The sequence below is a fragment of the Aquabacterium sp. genome, from assembly GCF_036273115.1.
In the GTDB taxonomy this organism is placed as follows: domain Bacteria; phylum Pseudomonadota; class Gammaproteobacteria; order Burkholderiales; family Burkholderiaceae_C; genus Aquabacterium.
This window is the reverse complement of sequence record NZ_DASUIN010000022.1, coordinates 20544-41493: the sequence shown is the minus strand read 5'-3', so window position 1 is coordinate 41493 and position 20950 is coordinate 20544. Positions and strand designations below refer to the sequence as shown.

Below are 20950 nucleotides of genomic sequence, written 5' to 3'. Positions count from 1 at the left end.
GTTTGCTCAGGGTGCGGTGCTATGCTGATTGCTGCACTGCACACCACGGTGTCTCCCTGGAAGCGTGCGCTCGCCAAGGCCTGATCGGTCCTGGTGGGCTCTGTCATGTTCGACAAGAACACAACATCTGAAGCGAGAGCGCGATGAAGATTCATGAGTACCAAGGCAAAGAGATCCTGAGCCGATTTGGCGTGCCGGTCCCAAGAGGTATCCCGGCGTTTTCTGTCGATGAGGCCGTGGCGGCTGCCCAGAAGCTGGGTGGGCCGGTCTGGGTGGTGAAGGCCCAGATTCATGCCGGGGGGCGAGGCAAGGGCGGTGGCGTGAAGGTTGCCAAGTCGCTGGACGATGTCAAGCGTCTCGCAGGCGAAATTCTCGGCATGCAATTGAAAACGCATCAAACTGGCCCTGAGGGGCAGAAGGTGCGGCGTCTGTACATTGAAGACGGTGCAGACATTCAAAAGGAATACTACGTTTCGGTCGTCACCGACCGTGGCACCCAGAAAGTGGCGTTCATTGCTTCCAGCGAAGGCGGCATGGACATCGAAGAGGTCGCTCACAGCACGCCTGACAAGATCAAAAAGATCTTTGTTGACCCGCTGGCCGGGCTGACCGACGCGCAAGCCAAGGAATTGGCGGATGGCATTGGCTTGCCGGCCGATTCCACCGCGCAGGCCATCGACCTGTTCAAGAAGCTGTACCAGTGCTACATGGAAACCGATGCGAGTCTGGTTGAAATCAATCCGCTCAATCGCGACTCCAAGGGCAACCTGATCGCGCTCGACGCCAAGTTCAACTTCGACAGCAACGCACTGTTCCGCCACCCTGAAATCGTGGCGCTGCGAGACCTGGACGAAGAAGATCCTGCTGAGATCGAGGCTTCCAAGTTCGATCTGGCCTATATCCAGCTCGATGGCAACATCGGCTGTCTGGTCAACGGCGCCGGTCTGGCCATGGCCACCATGGACACCATCAAGCTGTTCGGTGGCGAGCCCGCCAACTTCCTCGACGTGGGTGGCGGCGCCACCGCAGAAAAGGTCACCGAAGCGTTCAAGATCATGCTCAAGAGCCCCAAGGTCAAGGGCATCCTGGTCAACATCTTCGGCGGCATCATGAAGTGCGACACCATTGCCGATGGCGTCATCACCGCCTGCAAGGCCGTGAATCTGAATGTGCCGTTGGTGGTGCGCATGAAGGGCACCAACGAAGACCTGGGTAAGAAGATGCTGGCCGACTCCGGTCTGCCCATCATCAGCGTGGACACGATGGCCGAAGCGGCCACCAAGATCGTGGCTGCCGTCAAGTAATTGCCTAGGAATCGAGAACCATCATGAGCATCCTGATCAACAAGGACACCAAGGTCATCACCCAAGGCATCACGGGTAAGACCGGTCAATTCCACACCCTCGGCTGCCAGGCCTACGCCAACGGCAAGAATGCCTTTGTGGCTGGCGTGAACCCCAAAAAGGCAGGCGAGAAGTTTTCCGACATTCCCATCTACGCCAGCGTCAAGGAAGCCGCCAAGGAAACCGGCGCCACCGTGTCGGTCATCTACGTGCCGCCAGCCGGCGCTGCCGATGCCATCTGGGAAGCCGTTGAGGCTGACCTTGACTTGGTTGTGGCCATCACCGAAGGCATTCCTGTGCGCGACATGCTGATGGTGCGCAACAAGATGAAGGCCAAGGAAGCGGCTGGCGGCAAGAAGACTTTGCTGCTGGGCCCGAACTGCCCCGGCCTGATCACGCCTGAAGAAATCAAGATCGGCATCATGCCCGGCCACATTCACCGCAAGGGCCGCATCGGCGTGGTCTCGCGCTCAGGCACGCTGACCTATGAAGCCGTGGCTCAGCTCACGGAATTGGGCCTGGGTCAGTCAAGTGCTGTTGGCATTGGGGGCGATCCCATCAACGGCCTGAAGCACATCGACGTGATGAAAGCTTTCAACGACGACCCCGATACCGATGCCGTCATCATGATTGGCGAGATCGGTGGCCCTGATGAGGCCGAAGCTGCTCAATGGTGCAAGGCCAATATGAAGAAACCCATCGTGGGCTTCATCGCGGGTGTCACCGCGCCTCCGGGTAAGCGCATGGGGCATGCTGGCGCCTTGATCTCTGGTGGTGCTGACACGGCCGATGCCAAGCTCGCCATCATGGAAGAGTGTGGCTTCAAGGTTACGCGCAACCCGTCCGAGATGGGTAAGCTGCTGAAGGCGCTGCTGTAAACCACCTGTGCACCTGACACGATCAGCCCCTACACTCAGGGGCTGATTTCATTTTGGATACATGGAAGCTCTACTGACCCCTGAATTCTGGCTCGCTGTCGGCCAGATCGTGATGATCGACATCCTCCTGGGTGGCGACAACGCCGTGGTGATTGCCCTGGCCTGCCGCAATCTGCCGCCTGACTTACGCAAGAAGGGCATCATCTGGGGCACCCTGGGCGCGATTGCCTTGCGTGTGGTGCTAATCTTCTTTGCCATGTCCTTGTTGGGCTTGCCCTATCTGAAGCTGGTGGGGGCGGCGCTTCTGCTGTGGATCGGTGTGAAGTTGCTGGCACCTGACGACGAAGGGCACGGCGATCTCCAGGCCAGCGACAAATTGCTGGGTGCGATCAAGACCATCATCGTGGCCGATTTGGTCATGAGCATCGACAACGTGATCGGCATTGCCGGCGCAGCCCAAGGGGCCGGTCATGAGGGGCATCAAATGCCTTTGGTCATCTTTGGTTTGCTCGTCAGCATCCCGATCATCGTTTGGGGCAGCGGTTTCGTGCTCAAGCTCATGGATCGATTCCCCATCATCATCACGGTGGGAGCCATGTTGCTGGGCTGGATTGCCGGTACCCTGGCGCTGGGAGATCCCGCTATTCGACCTTATGTGGCCGACACGGGCTTCAACCATTACGCCGCGGCCGTGGGGGGCGCGATTCTGGTCTTGGCTCTGGGAACCCTTCTGGCCAAGCGGCAAACTTCGCAAGCAGATTGAGTCATGACGAGTTCGTCCAACCTGTTCTGGTGGTCAGCCTTGGCGCTGGTCCTGGTGCTGGTTGGTGGGCTTTGGGCCTGGCGCCGCTCACGGGGGCCGGCGAATTCTGAGTCTGCTCGGCCACCTATACGGGTACCCGTCGGCAAAGCGGGGCAGTCCGTGCCTGTGTCAGAACCTGACGACGAGGCGCCATACATTGACGCGCCGCGCAATCAGCCAGTTGCATCCCGCATGGTGGCTCTGGATGCACTGGGTTCGACCGTGCCGCTGGGGGTGCAATCGGGTGTCGGAGCGACGCCGCTGCAAGCTGGTGCGCAGGATGGCTTGGCCCGACTTCATCGCTCGCTCAGTGGCGACCTGGATGCACTGGAGCGCACCTGGGGCACGCTCAAGCAACTCCAACCCTTGCCAGGGCAGCGCTTGATGGTATTGCAGACGCTGGATCGCCTGGGCCTTGATTTCGAAGTCATGCAACGCTTTGATCTGGCTCGTGATGTCTACGAGCATCTGGCAGATCTGGACCCCAACTGGCCCGACATCAAGCCGCGTTTGACGCTTGCCCGAGAAAAAGCCCTAGACCTGGCCCGCGAGCGGACGTCTGCTGTGCCGTTGACCTCAGCCGAGGCGCCTGCGGGGCAAACCACCATTGGTCGGTTTCTGGTGCGTGGCGAAATTGGTCGCGGTGCCATGGGGGCGGTTTACCTCGCCACTGACCCAAGCACAGGTGACAAGGTGGCACTCAAGACCATGGCCCTGAGCCAGGAATTCGAAGGCGATGGGCTGGCCGACGCGCGGGCGCGCTTTCAGCGTGAGGCCGAGATGGCAGGGCGGCTGAATCATCCTGACATCGTGCGCATCATCGAATCCGGGGAAGACAAAGGCCTGGCCTATATCGCCATGGAGTTTGTTGATGGGACCGACTTGGGATTCTTCACCCGCGCAGGGCATCTCCTGCCGGTCAGGCAACTGCTGTCCATCATCGCACGCGTTGCCGAGGCGCTGGCTTATGCGCACACTCAGGGCGTCACGCACCGCGACGTCAAGCCCGCCAACATCATGGTTGATCTGGATAAGGGGGTGGTGAAGGTGATGGATTTCGGCGTGGCACGGGTGGCCGATGCTGCGCGCACTCGCACCGGTGTGGTTCTGGGAACCCCAACCTATATGTCGCCGGAGCAGTTGGCGGGGCAGCCCGTTGATGGGCGCAGCGATCTCTATTCCCTAGGCGTCTCGCTTTTCCAACTGTTGACGGGCAAGCTACCCTACCAGCACACCTCGATGGCGACCTTGATGCGGGCGATTGCCCAGGAGGTTCCGCCCCCCGTGTCGTCGATTCGGCCAGAGTTGCCTGTCACGCTTGACGATATTGTGGCGCTCGCATTACAGAAACACCCGAACACGCGGTATTCGAATGGGCATCAAATGGCAGAAGATTTACGGTCAATTTGATGGATTTCGTCTCTGTTTGACAAAATATCCTGTTGCAGCGCACAAATGCTGCTGACAATCCCGAGCATTCCAACCCAAAAACACAGCGACAATTCGGTATGGAATTTGAGTACTACAGCCAGACAGACACCGGCCGTGTGCGATCGAACAACGAAGATTCGATCGCCGTGGACGAGGCCTGCGGCGTGGCCGTGCTGGCCGACGGCATGGGCGGGTACAACGCCGGCGAAGTGGCCAGCGGCATGGCTTGTGATTTCATCAAGGCCGAGCTGGGCCGTTGGTTGTTGGAAGCGGCACAAAATGCCAGCGACAACGATGTCAAGCGTGCTATGGACATCTGCGTTGATAACGCCAACCGCGCCATATTTAACGCAGCGAACTCGAACCCTACATTTGCGGGCATGGGCACGACCCTCGTTCTCGGGGTGTTTCGATCCGGGCGCCTGTTAATGGGGCATATTGGAGACTCGCGCGCCTACCGGCTTCGCGGCGGTCAGCTCCAGCAGATCACCAAAGACCATTCGTTACTGCAGGAGCAGATCGACGCTGGCATTCTGACGCCTGAGCAAGCGGCTTATTCCGCCAACAAGAATCTGGTCACCCGTGCCTTGGGTGTGGAAGACCTGGTCTTGCTGGAAACCCATATTCACGACATCCAGTCGGGCGACATTTATCTCATGTGCTCGGACGGTTTGTCCGATATGTTGCGAGATCCGCAAATTGCGGCTGTCATGTCCGAGCATTCTTCACTCCCTGAAATGGGCGCCGCGTTGATTGCTGCCGCTTGTGAAGCAGGTGGGCGGGATAACATTGCCGTGGTTTTGGTTCGGGCGCAGGGTGTGGCACCGCCCCCTGCTCGTTCCTGGTGGCCGTTTAAACGTTAAGACAATACCCGAGAGGTTTTTTCATGGGAAAGTTGGTCGTCTCACTTGACGGAGTCGTGATCAAAGAAGTCCAGATTACCAAGGACAAGACCACGCTCGGACGCCGCCCGTATAACGATATCGTGATCGATAACCTGGCGGTTAGCGGTGAGCACGCCGTGATGCAGTTGGTTGGCTCTGATGTGTTCATTGAAGACCTCAACAGCACCAACGGCACCTACATCAACGGCAAGGCCGTGAAGAAGCAGCTGCTCAATCACAACGACACGGTCGAGATTGGCAAGTACAAGATCAAGTTCCTGGCCGATGAGGGGCACGACTACGAAAAGACGATGATCATGCGTCCAGGCATGGTTGTCTCGCCCATCGTGGGGCACAACCCTTCTGTACCCCATACCGGACCTAGCACGTCGCCGGGTGGTCTGGGTGCGCCCGCCGCCCCCAGTTTTGGCAGCACGCTCACCGGCGGACTGCCCAGCGGGTTTGGTGGCCTGGCACCGCAACAGCCGGCGTCCATCAAGGTGCTCAATGGCGCTGCGGCTGGTCGCGAAGTGGCCTTGACCAAGGTGGTGACCACGGTCGGCAAGCCTGGCGTACAGGTGGCTTCCATCACCAAGCGGCCCGGTGGCTACGTGTTTGCCCACGTTGAGGGCGCGGCGCGCCCCACCGTCAACGGCGCGCAGGTGGGCAACGAGCCTATTCACCTCAAGACCGGTGACGTGATCGAGCTGGCTGGCACTCAGATGCAATTCGTCCAGGGCTGACGCTCTACCTCAGACCGGGCCCCACATGATTCGAGTCCTTGGCTGTTCGGGCTCCATCGCCGCCCGGTGTCACACCACGTCCTTCCTGCTTGACGACGACATCCTCATCGACGCAGGCAGTGGCGTGGGCGAATTGCGGCTCGACGAGTTGGCTCGCATCGACCACATCTTGCTGTCTCACAGCCATCTGGACCATGTCCTGAGCATTCCGCTTCTGGCAGACAGTGTCATTCGCCTGCGCCAGGGCCCCGGCGGGCTCTCGGATCTCCGGCCCATTCACGTTCATGCTTTGCCGGAAACGTTGGAGGCCTTGCGCCAGCACATTTTCAATGGCGTGATCTGGCCTGACTTCACTCGTCTTCCCAGTGCGGCACATCCCATCATTCGCTTTCACGAGCTTCAGGTGGGTCAGTTGATCAGCTTCCAGGCCAGAGGGGGAGCGCCTGATCGCCTCATTCGCGTGCTGCCGGCCGCGCACACCGTGCCCGCCGTGGGTTATGCGGTTGAAACGTTTCAGGGGTGGTGGGTGTTCACAGGCGACACGGGCCCTAACCCTGCGTTGTGGCAGGCTCTGCAAGGGCAGCGCATCGCACAACTGGTCATTGAAACCGCTTTTGGCAATGACGAGGCGCACCTTGCCAACATCAGCGGTCACCTGTCTCCGCAAAGCCTGGCGCAAGAGTTGGCGCAGTTGGATGGTGAAGTCAGCGTCTACATCACCCACCCGAAGCCGGGTGAGGTGCCTGCCGTGTTGTCGCAGATTCGCGCGCTGGACAGTCGCCATCGCATTGAGCCCCTGCGCGAGGGGCAGCGTTTCCACGCCCCTTCCGAGGTCTGATTGGGTCTGAACAGGGGTGACGCTTTGCGTCAGATGCGGGTGAGCTGACAAAAATTGTCAGCAGCAAATGCAACACCCGATACCGATGTGACCAATCGCGGCAGCCCATCCTCAGAAACCGGGCAGAAAATCACGCTTTTTCAAGGCTTGAAACCTGGCACGCCACCTGCCTAATAGAACGTGCGGCCGGCGAAAACCGGTCTTCCCCAAGACAAGTTCATTGACCAGCGGGCACAGCCCCAAGGAGTTCAACATGAAGGCGATTCAAAAAGGTTTTACCCTGATCGAACTGATGATCGTGGTGGCGATCATTGGTATTTTGGCTGCTGTGGCGCTGCCCGCATATCAGAACTACACCCAGAAGGCGCAGGTTGCCGGTGCTCTGTCGGAAATCACTGGTGCGAAGGTGAACATTGACGAGAAGATTGGCGCCGGCGTGACTGCGGCCGACTCGACCGCCATGACGGGTAAAACTGCGGCTGCCTTGAAGCTGGTAGGTATTACTGGTATCGATTCGGCTCGTTGCTCCGAGTACAACTCTGCGGTTGGCACAGATGGCACCGGCTCGATCAACTGCAAGATGAAGGGTGGCCCTGACGTGGATGGCAAGCTGATCACCTGGACGCGTGACAACGCTGGTGCTTGGACCTGCACGACCGCGGTGACCAAGGCCGACTTGCTGCCTAAGGGTTGCTCGGCAGGTACCTAATACAACCGGGTTCGGTTCAAACCAAGAGAGGGGCTTCGGCCCCTTTCTTTTTTGGTAGATCGAAATGGACTCAACAGCTATGGATCGGATCTGTCCAATGCTTCGTATTTTGGCGAACCCCCTGTTCGCCCTAGGCATACTGTTGGCAGCCATGCCCTTTGTCGGGGGCTATGCAGAAAGTCCTCACAATTTCAACCGGCTGCTGCAGTTGTTCGTGCTGTGTTGCGGCAGTGTGGTTTGGGCGCGGCTTGCCTGGTCTGGCCCTTCAGAAGGCTGGCATTTCCATTCGATCGCGGTGGCTGTGCTGATCTTGGGCGGAGCAATCAGTTGCGGTGTCGCTGATGTGCCGATCGTTGCGTTTCGGGAATGGGCGCTGATTTTGGGCTCCGGTGTTCTGGTCTTGGTGATTTCCAGATGCGCTTTCTGGCGCGATGCTTCGCAACAGCTCGCCTTCATCAAATTGCTGCTATTGGGTGGCTTTCTGCATGCATGCAGCTTCTTTGTGCTGTTGCTCTCGGTGTTGCTTCGTGGTGATGAACTGCGCCCTTGGGATCTGGTCATGGGGTTTGATAACCCACGCCTACTCAATCACGTTCAAGTTCTCTTGATTCCGATCCTGGTTGGCTCAATTGCGCGACTCAAGGAGCTAGGCGCCTTGACTCGGCTTTGGTCTTTACTGTCGTGGTTTGCAATTGGCGGCCAGTTCTGCATCGTCGCGGTCACCTTTGGTCGATCTGCAGGCGTCGCACTGGCGATCGCTGCGGTTGTTGCCAGGATATTGTTTGGGCGACAGGTCGATTCGTTCCTGCGCGGCCTTTTGAAGGGGGTAGCGGTAGGTGCGCTGCTATACGTCCTCTTCATGTGTGTCGGACCTCGAGTTGCTGGGGCCGCCGCAGGTGGACAAACTGAACCCGTCGAGGTTTTTTCGGACCATTCGAGAATATTTTTGTGGCGCGAGGCGTTCGCTCATTTTTCGAAGTCGCCTTTTTGGGGTGTCGGGCCGATGCACCTTGCACATTTTCCCAATCGGGCAGGAGCTCATCCGCACAATATCTACATCCAGATGATTGCCGAATGGGGCATATTTTGTGGTCTGGTTGCGATTGTGCTCTTGCTGTCGGTCATGTGGCGTGCTGCTAGGGTGATACACAAGCGAGACGAGGGGTGTTTCCCGATGGCCGTATTCGTCGCGTGTGCGGGAGCACTTGTTGACGGCCTGTTCTCTGGAAATTTCGTCATGCCGAACTCTCAGCTATGGCTTGCGCTCTCGTTCGGACTGCTTCTCAACATCACGCGAGAACCATACGCCATGGGTTTGCGCATGGCCGCCCCTCAACTGGTATGGCGAGTGGTGCTGGTTTCGATTGTGGTGGTGCAGGGGTGGTTTTTTATACAGTCATGGGGTGAGTTCAAAGGCTCGCAAACCACCATGTTGGGAGTCACGCCGCCGCCGAACATTGGTTCCCTCGACCGCCCAAGGTTCTGGCGCAAGGGGTGGTTTTGACGGGTTGACTCATGTCGATGAACCGCGATCAAAGTGACACTTAGCACGTGAGGAGCCTGCTGTGGCGCGCTAAAATCAGCGTTTCCCCGCAACAGCCCCTCCCACCATGTCCGACACCACCAAGAACATCACCGCCATGGCCAACGCCATTCGCGCGCTGGCTATGGATGCCGTCCAACAAGCCAATTCCGGTCACCCCGGTGCCCCGATGGGCATGGCGGACATGGCTGTGGCCCTGTGGGGGCGCCACCTGCGCCATCATCCTGCGCAGCCTCAGTGGGCCGATCGTGATCGTTTCGTGTTGTCCAACGGTCATGCCTCGATGCTGATCTATGCCTTGCTGCATCTGTCGGGCTATGACCTGTCTATCGACGATCTGAAGAACTTCCGCAAGCTGCACAGCAAGACGCCAGGTCACCCCGAAGTGGGCATCACCCCAGGCGTGGAAACCACCACTGGCCCATTGGGTCAGGGCATCACCAATGCCGTGGGCTTTGCGCTGGCCGAGAAGATGTTGGCTGCTGAGTTCAACCGCGATGGCCACACCATCGTGAATCATTACACCTATGCCTTCCTGGGCGATGGTTGTTTGATGGAAGGCATCAGCCACGAAGCCGCCGCGCTGGCTGGCGCCTGGAAGCTGAACAAGCTGATCGCCCTCTACGATGACAACGGCATTTCCATCGATGGTCAGGTTGCGCCCTGGTTCATTGACGACACCCCCAAGCGCTTCGAGGCCTACGGCTGGAACGTGATCGACATGATCGACGGCCACGATGTGGACGACGTGGACGGCGCCATTGCCAAGGCCAAGTTGAGCACCGATAAGCCCACGCTGATCGTCTGTAAGACCAGCATCGGCAAGGGTTCGCCCAACCGCGCCAACACCGCCAAGGCCCACGGCGAGCCGCTGGGTGGCGACGAGATCAAGCTGACGCGCGAAGCCATTGGCTGGTCGCATGATCCCTTCGTGATTCCTGAAGAGGTCTATGCCGATTGGGACGCGAAGGCCGAAGGCGAGCAACTGGTGGCCGATTGGAACCAGCGCTTTGCTGCATATGAAAGGGCTTATCCCGAGCTGGCCGCCGAGTTCAAGCGCCGCATGGCTGGCGACTTGCCTGCCAACTTCGCTGAAGTGTGCGTGCAAGCCGTGGCTGCTGCGCATGACAAGGCCGAGACCGTGGCCAGCCGCAAGGCCAGCCAGATTGCGCTGGAGTTCTTCACCGCAGCCTTGCCTGAAATGCTGGGTGGTTCGGCTGACTTGACCGGCTCGAACCTGACCAACACCAAGAGCACACCTGCACTGCGCTTCGATGACGAAGGCCAAGTGGTCTTGTCCGAAGGCAAGCCTGGCCGCCACATCAACTACGGTGTGCGCGAGTTCGGCATGGCCGCCATCATGAACGGCGTGGCCCTGCACGGTGGCTACATCCCCTACGCTGGCACCTTCCTGACCTTCTCGGACTACAGCCGCAACGCCATTCGCATGGCAGCGCTGATGAAGCAGCGCGTGATCCATGTGTTCACCCACGACTCCATCGGTCTGGGCGAAGACGGCCCGACTCACCAGTCCATCGAGCATGCAGCCAGCCTGCGCTTGATCCCTGGCCTGGATGTCTGGCGTCCTGCTGACACCACCGAAACCGCAGTGGCCTGGTCCATGGCGCTGGCCAACAAGAATCGCCCCTCGGCGCTGCTGTTGTCGCGTCAGAACCTGCCTTACGCCCCCAAGCAAGATGCGGATGTCATCACGCAAGGTGGCTATGTTTTGGCTGAACCCTCAGAGGTGGGGTTGAAGAAAAAGGCCGTTGCCGTGATCATCGCGACCGGTTCCGAAGTCCAGCTGGCGCTGCATGCCCAGGCTGAACTGGCCAAGGCCGGTGTGCCGGTGCGCGTGGTGTCCATGCCATCGACCAACGTGTTCGACCGTCAGCCGCTGGACTACAAGAAGAGTGTGTTGCCGGTGGGTGTGCCCCGCATTGCGGTGGAAGCCGGCGTCACAGACTTCTGGTGGAAGTATGGCGTTGCGGCCGTGGTGGGCATCGACTCCTACGGCGAATCGGCACCGGCTGGCGACCTGTTCAAGCACTTCGGTTTCACCACGCAGAACGTGGTCGACACCGTGAAGGTGGCTCTGGGTCTGGCCAAGCGTCGTTGATCGCCGCTGACGCCTAGCATTGAATTTGTGTTCACGTTGTTTCTTGTCTCACTGAGGATCTCGTCATGACCATCAAGGTTGGTATCAACGGCTTTGGCCGCATCGGTCGCATGGTGTTCCGCGCTGCTGTGCAAAACTTCGCCAACGACATCGAAATCGTCGGCATCAACGATCTGCTGGAGCCTGACTACCTGGCTTACATGCTGAAGTACGACAGCGTGCACGGCCGCTTCAAGGGCGACGTGGCTGTCGACGGCAACACCTTGGTTGTCAACGGCAAGAAGATCCGCCTGACCGCCGTGAAGAACCCCGCTGAACTGAAGTGGGATGAAGTCGGTGCTGACGTCGTGATCGAGTCGACCGGCCTGTTCCTGACCAAGGAAACCGCTGAAGCTCACATCAAGGCTGGCGCCAAGAAGGTGATCATGTCGGCTCCCTCCAAGGACGACACCCCCATGTTCGTCTATGGCGTGAACCACACCACCTACGCAGGTCAAGCCATCATTTCCAACGCTTCGTGCACCACCAACTGCTTGGCCCCTGTGGCCAAGGTGCTGAACGACACCTTTGGCATCAAGCGTGGCCTGATGACCACCGTGCACGCTGCCACCGCCACACAGAAGACCGTGGACGGTCCTTCGAACAAAGACTGGCGCGGCGGCCGTGGCATTCTGGAAAACATCATTCCTTCCAGCACCGGCGCTGCCAAGGCCGTGGGCGTGGTGATTCCTGAGCTGAACAAGAAGCTGACCGGCATGTCGTTCCGCGTGCCCACCTCTGACGTGTCGGTGGTGGACCTGACCGTGGAGCTGAACAAGGAAGCTTCTTACGAAGACATCTGCAATGCCATGAAGGCCGCCTCGCAAGGCGCCATGAAGGGCGTGCTGGGTTACACCGAAGACAAGGTTGTGGCTACCGACTTCCGTGGTGAGCCATGCACTTCCGTGTTCGACGCCGAAGCCGGTATCGCTCTGGACAAGACCTTCGTGAAGGTTGTGGCCTGGTACGACAACGAGTGGGGCTATTCCAACAAGTGCCTGGAAATGGCTCGCGTCATCGCCAAGTAATCTGACCGAGCGCACCCTTCTGGGTGCCGGGTTCGAAATGAAAGCCCTCGGGACGAGTGTCCTGAGGGCTTTTTTCATGTGCCGTGTGGTGCGAGTGTTCAGGGAACTCTGTCCCTCATCTAGGGTGGCTTTTGGCGCCGCGGCCTCGGTTGAGAGGTGTGGCCTTACCTCGATAATCGCGGGTTTCACATGGTGCGAGAAGTTCACGGTCGCGCCGGGTTCAAAGTGCGAGCAAGAGGGTTGAGTTGGCGCGCGTGATTTCATGCCTGTTGGGGGCGAATTGGCTATGGGGTGTGTGCCTGGCAATCTGCCTGGCACCGTGTGCCTGGGCCCAAGGGCAGCCCATGGCCAGTGGCATCATCGTCAAACTCAAGCAGCCGGGCAGTGGGGGTAACGGGGCGGTGCGCCCTTCCGCGCTGGCCTTCGAGTCGACCACACGTGTGCAAGAGCGGTTGACCAGCCTGTCGTGGCGGTACCAAGTGCCCTTTGTGGCCCACAAGCAGACCGCGTTTGCAGCCCACGTACTGCGGGCTGCGCGACCGGTGCCCTTGGCGCAAGCGCAAGCGCAGGCGGCCCGCTTGATGCTGGATCCGAATGTGGCCTGGGCTATTCCCAACGTCATCGAGCGGCCAGCCACCGCCATGGTGGCAAACGACCCGTGGCTCTATTGGCAGACCTGGTTGCGCGCGCGCGATACAGGCTTGCGTGGGGTCGCGAATGTGCCCAAAGCCTGGCAGGCCATGGCCTCGCGTTCCTTGAGTCCGGTGGTGATCGCGGTACTCGATTCGGGGATCCTGCCTTATGCGGATCTGGCGGGCCGCACCTGGCCTGGCTATGACTTTGTGTCTGAAGTTGAGTTTGCCCGCGATGGCAATGGCGTCGACCCAGACCCGAGCGATCCGGGCAACTGGCTGACGGCAAGCGAGCGGGCAGCCAACCCCGCTTTGTATGGGGTCTGCCCAGACCATGACAGTTCCTGGCATGGTCTCTCGATTGCCAGCATGCTGGCGGCACAAACCTATAACGGTCTGGATGGCGGCGGCATCCTGGCACCGCTGGCTGGCCCTGTGCTGTTGCCGGTGCGGGTGGCGGGGGCATGTGGTGCCGAAGTGAGCGACATCGTCGAGGGCATGCTCTGGGCGGCCGGTATTGCCTACCAAGGTTCGCCGGCCTTGAATCCTCATCCCGCTCGCGTGATCAACCTCAGTTTTGGTGGCGATGGGTCTTGTGCGGTCACAGGGCAGCAAGATGCGGCCTGGCTGTATCGGCAGACCGTTGCGGCCTTGAAAGCCAAAGGCACCCTGGTGGTGGCGTCAGCTGGCAATGGCAATGACCTCGGTCCTCAGGCGCAGCCTTCTCGGCCGGCAAACTGCCCAGGGGTGTTGGCTGTGACGGCCTTGCACCCGCAGGGGTTCAAGTCCAGTTACGCGAATCTGGTTGACGCAGCGGCCTATCCGAGCCTGGCCACTCATGGGGGGGATGTGCCGCTCGACCCCATGGAAGAGCCAGCCGGCATCGTGACGGTGTCCAATACGGGGCAACGTTCACCCGATCCACAGGGCTACGTCATTCAGTCGATGGTGGGGACCAGCTTCGCGGCGCCTGCAGCGGCTGGTGTCGCGGCCCTGATGTGGGCGGTGGATCCCAACCTGAGTGTGGACGAAGTGGTGGCCGGCCTGACCCGAACGGCCCTGCCGCACATCACCGCGCAAGAGGCGGCGAGCCTGGGGATGCCTGATCTGCCGACCTGTGAAGCTGGGCGCAACATGGGCCGCTGCTACTGCACGGCGTCTACCTGTGGGGCGGGGCGACTGGATGCCGAGGGGGCCATTCAGTACGCGCTCAATGAGTTGCTTCTTCACCCCGCCGGGACCGGTGGTCTGGCTGGTCCCAGCCGAGTGGACTATTTTTCGCCATCAAGAGCACAGGTCGCCGCGCCGTCACCGGACTCCAGCTCGAACTCTGGCGGTGGTGGGGCAACCGATTCGGTCAGCCTGGCTGTGTTGGGCTTGCTGATGGCCCTGACACTCATGGCGACGACTGGCAGACGCTGAACGACTTGCCTGCCGGCAGTTTGACCGAGCCCAATGCGGTTTGGGTGCGTGCATCGGCCTGAGGCACACGTACCATCTGCAGTTCCATTGGGGGGCGGGCGGTCACAACACGTGCCGTGCGGATGCCGCGGGCCTTCCAGGCCTCAAGCGCAGCCACGGCTTCGTCCTGTCGATTGAAACGCCCCAAGGACAGGCCCCGCGCCAAAGCGGGAGGGCTCTGAACCTCTTCCAGGGTGACATTGCGCATGCGTTTGATTTCCATGATCTTGCGCGCGTACATTTCTGGGTCAGGGTATGGGCCCATGTAGACCAGGTATTCGCCCGGCAACGAGACGGTGTTGTTGGTCCAGCTCCCGGCGGGCAAGACGCTGGCCAGTGAGCCAGTGGCTTGCGCGGTTTCGGCTGAATCGAAGGGACCGGCTTCGAGGCAGATCGGGGCATTGGCAGCCGCGACCGCGCTGGCCGCTTCGGCCCGGGAGGCGGCCCCCTGCGGCAACACGATGAGCCGCTCGGGGTGGACCTGCTGGTTCAGCCTTTGAGGCTCATGCTGAGCATCAGCCTGTACGCCGACGACACTGTTGAGCCAGCCATGGGTCCAGGCATAAAAGCCCGCATTGACCAGTAGCAGAACAAGCACCAGGGAACGCAGCATGAAAGACTCGATCGGTTAAGGGGTTTGCAGGCGAACGGTGACGTCGCCGGATGTCCAAGTCTGGACTTGCCCGTCAGTATGCACGAGCAGCCCGCCTTGTTCGTTCACGCCCTGTGCCATGCCGCGGCCACTGGGGGCTTGATCGCCCGGCATGCTGGCGCGTTGCCAAAGCAGGACTTCGCGTCCCAGAAGGGCATCGCGTTGCCGAAAGGCGTCGGCCAGTGGGGCAAAGCCGGTCTGTTCGAATCGCTGGACTGCGCGAATCAGCTCCGGGGCCACCCAGCGCCATACCTGGCCCGGTAGCAAGCGAGGGGCCGTGTCCGGCCAGTGTTCCTGAAGGCAGGCAGCTTGGATTTGTCCAGGCGCGGGGCGCAGGTTCAGCCCCACGCCAATGACCACCCAGCGTTGGTCGACGGGCTGGCCGACCGCTTGGGTGGCCTCGATCAGGATGCCGCCCAGTTTGCGTTCGTGCCACCAGAGGTCGTTGGGCCACTTCAATCGGGTGCCTGGGCTGGCCAGACCCTGCCGTGTGAAGGCAGCGTCAATCGATTGCGCCAAAGACAGGCCCACCGCCAGTGCCAGGGCGCTGCCGCCGCCCGGAATCTGGTCCAGCCGCAAGGGCATGCCCAGAGAAAACGTGAGGCAGTCGCCCGGTTGCGCCACCCATTGCCGGCCCAGACGCCCGCGACCGGCGGTTTGATGGGCGGTGGTGAGCAGCGTGGGCGTGCACAGGCCCTGGCGCGCCTGCTGCATCAGCGTGGCGTTGGTCGAGGCCAGTTCGGGAACCACGTCAATGCTCAGGCCGGGGCAGTCTGCCTGGGTGTCGACCCAGATGGCTTCGGCTGCGGCATGCAAGTCGGCCAAGGACTCTTCCAGGGAGGCGCTGAATCCGGCTTCGGTGGCAGGCTTCGACATGGTCGTGGACAGGGCCCCTGCGTGCTTCAGCGACGGCCGCGCTTGGGCGCCAGCATGGTGCCTCGGCAGTTCTTTGCACCGCACCAGCAGGCATATTCCTTCTTGAGCTTGGGCGTCAGGCGGGCATCGATGACCAGGCCGTAGTCAAAGAACAACTCTTCACCCGGGGCGATGTCGCGCAGGGCCTTCAGGAAGACGCGGTTGCCATCTTGCTCGGCTTCGAGGTTCGGGTCGCAGGAGTGGTTGATCCAGCGAGCCGAGTTGCCGTTGTACTTGCCGTCGATGACGTGACCGTCGTCGAGGTGAAAGTAGAACGTGTGGTTGGGCTGCTCGGGGTCGTGCGGGTGGCGGTCGAGGGCTTCTTCCCAGGTGATGATTTCACCCTTGTACTCGATGACGGTGTCGCCGGCCGAGATCGGCTGGACCGCATACACGCCCTTGCCATGAATGCCCGACTGGCGCACCTGAATACGACGGCCGGATCCGGAAGTGGAAGAGGGTGCTTGCGTCATCGACAACTTTATGTACATTGAAATGAGTGGGCGCGCGCGTGTGCGTGTGTGCGCATGCGTACGTGCGCGCGAGGCCCGATTCTAGTCAACAAAAACACAGAACCCATGAGCAAAGCCCTGGTCATCGCTGAGAAGCCCTCTGTTGCGCAAGACATCGTGCGGGCCCTGACGCCGGTCGATGGCAAGTTCGACAAGCACGACGATTATTTCGAGAGCGAACACTATGTGGTCAGCTCCGCTGTGGGCCACCTGGTTGAAATCAAGGCGCCCGACGAGTTTGATGTCAAGCGTGGCAAATGGAGTTTTGCCAATCTGCCCGTCATTCCCCCCCATTTCGATCTGAACCCGATTGACAAGAGCAAGGGGCGCCTGAATGCCCTGGTCAAGCTCATCAAGCGCAAGGACGTTGACACCCTGATCAACGCATGTGACGCGGGGCGTGAAGGGGAACTGATTTTCCGCTTGATCGTGCAGTACGCGCAGGACAGCACCGCGACCACCAAGGCCAAGGGCTTGGGCAAGGCTGTGCAGCGCTTGTGGATGCAGAGCATGACGCCGCAGGCCATTCGCGACGGCTTCGAGAAGCTACGCAGCGACGAGCAGATGCAACCGCTGGCCAACGCCGCGCGTTGTCGCTCTGAGGCCGACTGGCTGGTGGGCATCAACGGCACGCGGGCCATGACAGCGTTCAACTCACGCGATGGTGGTTTCTTCCTGACCACCGTGGGTCGGGTGCAGACGCCCACCTTGTCGATCGTGGTGGAGCGCGAAGAGAAGATTCGCAAGCACGTCTATCGCGACTATTGGGAAATTCGGGCCAGCTTCGGTGCCGCGCAAGGTGCGTATGAAGGCAAGTGGTTCGACCCCAAGTGGAAGAAGAGTGAGCACGACCCTGAGGCCAAGGCCGATCGCATCTGGTCGAAAGCCGATGCCGACGCCATTGCCAAGGCGGTAGAGGGCCAGACCGGCACGGTCACCGAAGAAGCCAAGCCCAGCACGCAGTCCAGCCCCTTGCTGTATGACTTGACCACGCTGCAGCGTGAGGCGAACTCGCGCTTTGGCTTCAGTGCCAAAACCACCCTGGGGCTGGCGCAAGCCTTGTATGAAAAGCACAAGGTGCTGACCTACCCCCGTACTGATTCACGCGCGCTGCCAGAAGACTACCTTGGCGTGGTCAAGCAAACCATGGGCATGATTGCCGATGAGGACATGCCTGGGCCCTTGCGTGATCTGGCGCAGCACGCCCGCGTGGCGCTGAACGAAGGCTATGTGAAGCCCAACAAGCGGGTGTTCGACAACAGCAAGATTTCGGATCACTTTGCCATCATTCCGACCCTGCAGGCCCCCAAGAGCCTGACGGAGGCCGAGGCCAAGCTGTATGACATGGTCGTCAAGCGCTTCCTGGCGGTGTTCTTCCCGCCGGCAGAGTTCATGGTCACCACCCGCATCACCAAGGTGGCGGTGCCCGGCGCGGAACACTGCTTCCAGACCAACGGCAAGGTGCTGGTCAAGCCGGGTTGGATGGCGGTGTATGGCAAAGAGGCGCAAGACGATGAGTCGGGTGCCAATCTGGTGGCGGTCAAGCCCAATGAGCCGGTCACGGCCGATGACATTGCTGTCAATGCCCTCAAGACCAAGCCCCCAGCACGCTACACCGAAGCGACGCTGCTGAGTGCCATGGAAGGCGCCGGCAAGCTGATTGACGATGAGGAACTGAAGGCGGCCATGACCGAGAAAGGGCTGGGTACCCCAGCCACCCGCGCGGCCATCATTGAAGGTTTGATCACTGAAAAGTACATTTTCCGTGAAGGGCGCGAGCTGATTCCGACGGCCAAGGCATTCCAGTTGATGACGCTGCTGCGTGGCCTGGGGGTGGAAGACCTGACCAAGCCCGAGTTGACCGGCAACTGGGAATTCAAGCTGTCTGAAATGGAGAAGGGCCGCCTGAGCCGTGAAGCCTTCATGGACGAGATTGCAGCCATGACGCAGCGCGTGGTGCAAAAGGCCAAAGAGTACGACCGCGACACCATTCCGGGTGACTACGCCACCCTGAGCACACCCTGCCCGAACTGCGGTGGCGTGGTGAAAGAAAACTACCGGCGCTTTACCTGCACGGGCAAGCACGGCGGCGATGCCGAGGGCGGTACCGGTTGCGGCTTCAGCATGACCAAGATTCCCGCGGGCCGCAGCTTCGAGTTGCACGAGGTGGAGCAGCTGCTGCGTGATCACAAACTGGGGCCTCTGGAGGGCTTCCGCTCGAAAGCCGGTTGGCCTTTCACGGCCGAGCTCAAGCTGGTGCGTGACGACGAGTTGAACAACTGGAAGATGGAGTTCGACTTCGGCGAAGACGCCAAGAAGGACGAGGAGGCTGGCGAGGCCGTGGACTTCAGCGGCCAGACCAGCTTGGGTACTTGCCCGAAATGCAAGGGCCATGTCTATGAGCATGGCGCCAACTACGTTTGCGAGAATGCGGTCGGCCAGGTCACTTGCGATTTCAAGAGCGGCAAGATCATCTTGCAGCAGCCCATCGCCCCTGAGCAGATGGGCAAACTGCTGGAAACCGGCAAGACCGATCTGCTGGAGAATTTTGTGTCCAACAAGACCCGGCGCAAGTTCAAGGCGTTTCTGTCTTGGGATGCCAAGGCCGGTAAGGTGGGTTTCGAGTTCGAGCCCCGTGCAGCCAAGTCTCCCGCAGCCAAGAAGGCACCTGCCCGCAAGGTGGCCAAGAAGGCTGCATGACCCTGGGGCTGACGCGCTCTTGGGGGTGGGTGTAAGGTTACGCCCACGTCACACAGGAGCGCCCCATGGTCTGGCTACGCACCCCTCGTCACCCCTTCCATCCCGACAGCGGGATGGTTCACCCGCACCCTAGCGAGATCACCCCCGCAGCGGTTTACGAAGCGCGGCGTCAGTGGCTGAAAGCGGCAGGTTTGGGCGGCTTGGGGTTGTCGGCGACGCCGGGGTTGTGGGCGCAGGGCTCGGCAGTGCCGCCTGTCCAGCGCCCGGGCAAGCTCGCGGCTTTGCCTGCCTCCCGTTCGGGGGTGGCGGGTGCCGTGGTGCCCGACAAAGTCACGCCCTACGAGGATGTGACCCACTACAACAACTTCTACGAGTTCGGCACCGACAAGGATGACCCGGCGCAGCGAGCCCATACGCTGAAGCCTCGCCCTTGGTCAGTGGTGGTGGAGGGTGAGGTGAACCGCCCGCAGCGCTTCGACCTCGACAGCCTGATCAAGCTGGGTGCGATGGAAGAGCGCATTTACCGCTTGCGCTGTGTAGAGGGCTGGTCCATGGTGATTCCCTGGGTTGGGTATTCCTTGTCGACCTTGCTCAAGAAAGTGGAACCCAATAGCCGAGCTCGCTACGTCGAGTTCACGACTCTGGCTGACCCGCAGCAAATGCCTGGCGTGCGCAGCCAGGTGCTCGATTGGCCGTATGTCGAGGGCTTGCGCATGGATGAGGCCATGCACCCTTTGACCCTCTTGGCCTTTGGTTTGTATGGCGAGGTGCTGCCGAATCAGAACGGTGCGCCGATGCGCCTGGTGGTGCCATGGAAATATGGGTTCAAGAGTGCCAAGTCGATCGTGAAGATTCGCCTGGTGGAGCAGCAGCCGGTGTCGTCTTGGACCAAGGCCAATGCGCGTGAATATGGGTTCTTCTCGAATGTGAACCCGCAGGTGGACCACCCCCGCTGGAGTCAGGCCACCGAGCGCCGACTGGGTGAGGGCGGTTTGTTCAGCCCGCGCCGCCCCACCTTGATGTTCAATGGCTACGAAGCCCAGGTCGGCCAGTTGTATGCTGGCATGGATTTGAAAAAGTATTACTGATGCAACTGTCTCGTGTGAATCAATGGCTGCTTCGTCCTTGGGGCAAGCCAGTGCTGTGGTGTGTGTGTGCCTTGCCGCTGGTGGGGCTGCTGGTGGCGGCTTTCACCGACCGACTGGGTGCCAACCCGGCAGAGAAGTTGGTGCGTGAAACCGGCGAGTGGACTTTGCGCTGGCTGTGGTTGACTCTGGCCATTTCGCCTTTGCGCGAGGTGGCGTCCTTGCCCGCATTGCTGCGGTATCGGCGCAGTCTGGGGGTGACCACCTTCGTCTATGCGCTGCTGCATTTTGTGGCGTATGCCTGGCTCGACAAGGGCCTGGTGGTGGACGACATCATCAAGGACGTCTTCAAGCGCAACTTCATTTTCGTGGGCGTGGCTGGCTTGCTGTTCATGCTGCCTTTGGCCCTGACCTCATTCAATGGTGCCATTCGCGCCATGGGAGGGCGCGCCTGGCAGCAGTTGCATAAGCTGGTCTATCTGGTGGCGCTGCTTGGTTTGTTGCATTTTTATTGGAAGAAAGCAGCCAAGAACGACATCAGCGAAGTGATGGTCTACGCCCTGATTCTGGCGGTGCTATTGGGCTGGCGCGTCATGCGCAAGGGTGGATTCAAGGCCCTGTGGCAGGTCCGCTGAA

At 60.4% G+C, this 20950-nt stretch carries 18 protein-coding genes; 15 read left to right on the top strand and 3 right to left on the bottom strand.

Translation table 11 applies throughout. The features are described 5' to 3' along the window. Positions 1-143 precede the first annotated feature (143 nt). The 12 genes from sucC (at position 144) to VFW72_RS08225 (ending at position 14411) form a co-directional block, all read left to right on the top strand. The gene (gene sucC, locus VFW72_RS08280; protein ID WP_329673816.1) at positions 144-1304 is read left to right on the top strand and encodes an ADP-forming succinate--CoA ligase subunit beta; all 1161 of its coding nucleotides are present in this window, start codon (positions 144-146) and stop codon (positions 1302-1304) included. A gap of 23 nt (positions 1305-1327) precedes the next feature. After that, positions 1328-2221 (top strand): succinate--CoA ligase subunit alpha, encoded by an 894-nt coding sequence (sucD, locus tag VFW72_RS08275; protein ID WP_329673815.1) that lies wholly within the window; start codon positions 1328-1330, stop codon positions 2219-2221. 61 nt (positions 2222-2282) lie between these two features. Beyond that, on the top strand, positions 2283-2984 hold the full coding sequence (locus VFW72_RS08270) for a TerC family protein (RefSeq protein ID WP_329673814.1): 702 nt from the start codon (positions 2283-2285) through the stop codon (positions 2982-2984). A 3-nt stretch (positions 2985-2987) separates the two neighbouring features. After that, positions 2988-4433 carry a serine/threonine-protein kinase gene (locus tag VFW72_RS08265; RefSeq protein ID WP_329673813.1) on the top strand — a complete coding sequence of 482 codons (1446 nt, stop codon included), beginning with the start codon at positions 2988-2990 and terminating at the stop codon, positions 4431-4433. Between the two features lie 98 nt (positions 4434-4531). Next, the gene (locus VFW72_RS08260) at positions 4532-5317 is read left to right on the top strand and encodes a Stp1/IreP family PP2C-type Ser/Thr phosphatase (RefSeq protein WP_329673812.1); all 786 of its coding nucleotides are present in this window, start codon (positions 4532-4534) and stop codon (positions 5315-5317) included. 23 nt (positions 5318-5340) lie between these two features. Next, positions 5341-6081, top strand: a complete 741-nt coding sequence (locus tag VFW72_RS08255; protein WP_329673811.1) for an FHA domain-containing protein — start codon at positions 5341-5343, stop codon at positions 6079-6081. 25 nt (positions 6082-6106) lie between these two features. Continuing rightward, positions 6107-6919, top strand: coding sequence for a 3',5'-cyclic-nucleotide phosphodiesterase (locus VFW72_RS08250; protein WP_329673810.1), 813 nt, complete (start codon positions 6107-6109; stop codon positions 6917-6919). 253 nt (positions 6920-7172) lie between these two features. Continuing rightward, a complete protein-coding gene (locus VFW72_RS08245) occupies positions 7173-7628 on the top strand; it encodes a pilin (protein ID WP_329673809.1) in 456 nt (151 codons plus the stop codon). A 97-nt stretch (positions 7629-7725) separates the two neighbouring features. Further along, the gene (locus VFW72_RS08240; protein ID WP_329673808.1) at positions 7726-9132 is read left to right on the top strand and encodes an O-antigen ligase family protein; all 1407 of its coding nucleotides are present in this window, start codon (positions 7726-7728) and stop codon (positions 9130-9132) included. Between the two features lie 106 nt (positions 9133-9238). Further along, positions 9239-11290, top strand: a complete 2052-nt coding sequence (tkt, locus tag VFW72_RS08235) for a transketolase (RefSeq protein WP_329673807.1) — start codon at positions 9239-9241, stop codon at positions 11288-11290. A gap of 65 nt (positions 11291-11355) precedes the next feature. Further along, the gene (gene gap / locus VFW72_RS08230) at positions 11356-12357 is read left to right on the top strand and encodes a type I glyceraldehyde-3-phosphate dehydrogenase (RefSeq protein WP_329673806.1); all 1002 of its coding nucleotides are present in this window, start codon (positions 11356-11358) and stop codon (positions 12355-12357) included. 344 nt (positions 12358-12701) lie between these two features. Beyond that, the gene (locus tag VFW72_RS08225; protein WP_329673805.1) at positions 12702-14411 is read left to right on the top strand and encodes a S8 family serine peptidase; all 1710 of its coding nucleotides are present in this window, start codon (positions 12702-12704) and stop codon (positions 14409-14411) included. On the opposite strand, the gene VFW72_RS08220 is transcribed toward VFW72_RS08225, so the two are convergent. Genes VFW72_RS08220 through VFW72_RS08210 form a run of 3 tightly spaced genes read right to left on the bottom strand, consistent with a single transcriptional unit; the run spans position 14386 to position 16490 of the window. Next, the gene (locus VFW72_RS08220; RefSeq protein WP_329673804.1) at positions 14386-15063 is read right to left on the bottom strand and encodes an SPOR domain-containing protein; all 678 of its coding nucleotides are present in this window, start codon (positions 15061-15063) and stop codon (positions 14386-14388) included. The genes VFW72_RS08225 and VFW72_RS08220 overlap by 26 nt on opposite strands. 15 nt (positions 15064-15078) lie before the next feature. After that, positions 15079-15978 (bottom strand): biotin--[acetyl-CoA-carboxylase] ligase, encoded by a 900-nt coding sequence (locus VFW72_RS08215; protein ID WP_329673803.1) that lies wholly within the window; start codon positions 15976-15978, stop codon positions 15079-15081. A gap of 26 nt (positions 15979-16004) precedes the next feature. Further along, positions 16005-16490: an SET domain-containing protein gene (locus tag VFW72_RS08210; RefSeq protein ID WP_329673802.1), complete on the bottom strand. Its 486-nt coding sequence runs from the start codon at positions 16488-16490 to the stop codon at positions 16005-16007. A gap of 105 nt (positions 16491-16595) precedes the next feature. Here VFW72_RS08210 and VFW72_RS08205 point away from each other — a divergent pair, with 105 nt between their 5' ends. The 3 genes from VFW72_RS08205 to VFW72_RS08195 all read left to right on the top strand — a co-directional run bounded on the left by VFW72_RS08205 (position 16596) and on the right by VFW72_RS08195 (position 20949). Further along, on the top strand, positions 16596-19229 hold the full coding sequence (locus tag VFW72_RS08205; RefSeq protein WP_329673801.1) for a DNA topoisomerase III: 2634 nt from the start codon (positions 16596-16598) through the stop codon (positions 19227-19229). A gap of 65 nt (positions 19230-19294) precedes the next feature. Further along, positions 19295-20317: a protein-methionine-sulfoxide reductase catalytic subunit MsrP gene (gene msrP, locus VFW72_RS08200; protein ID WP_329673800.1), complete on the top strand. Its 1023-nt coding sequence runs from the start codon at positions 19295-19297 to the stop codon at positions 20315-20317. Further along, entirely contained in the window at positions 20317-20949 is a 633-nt protein-coding gene (locus VFW72_RS08195) for a protein-methionine-sulfoxide reductase heme-binding subunit MsrQ (RefSeq protein ID WP_329673799.1), read from the top strand. Before msrP ends, VFW72_RS08195 begins: the two co-directional genes overlap by 1 nt. Position 20950 lies beyond the last annotated feature (1 nt).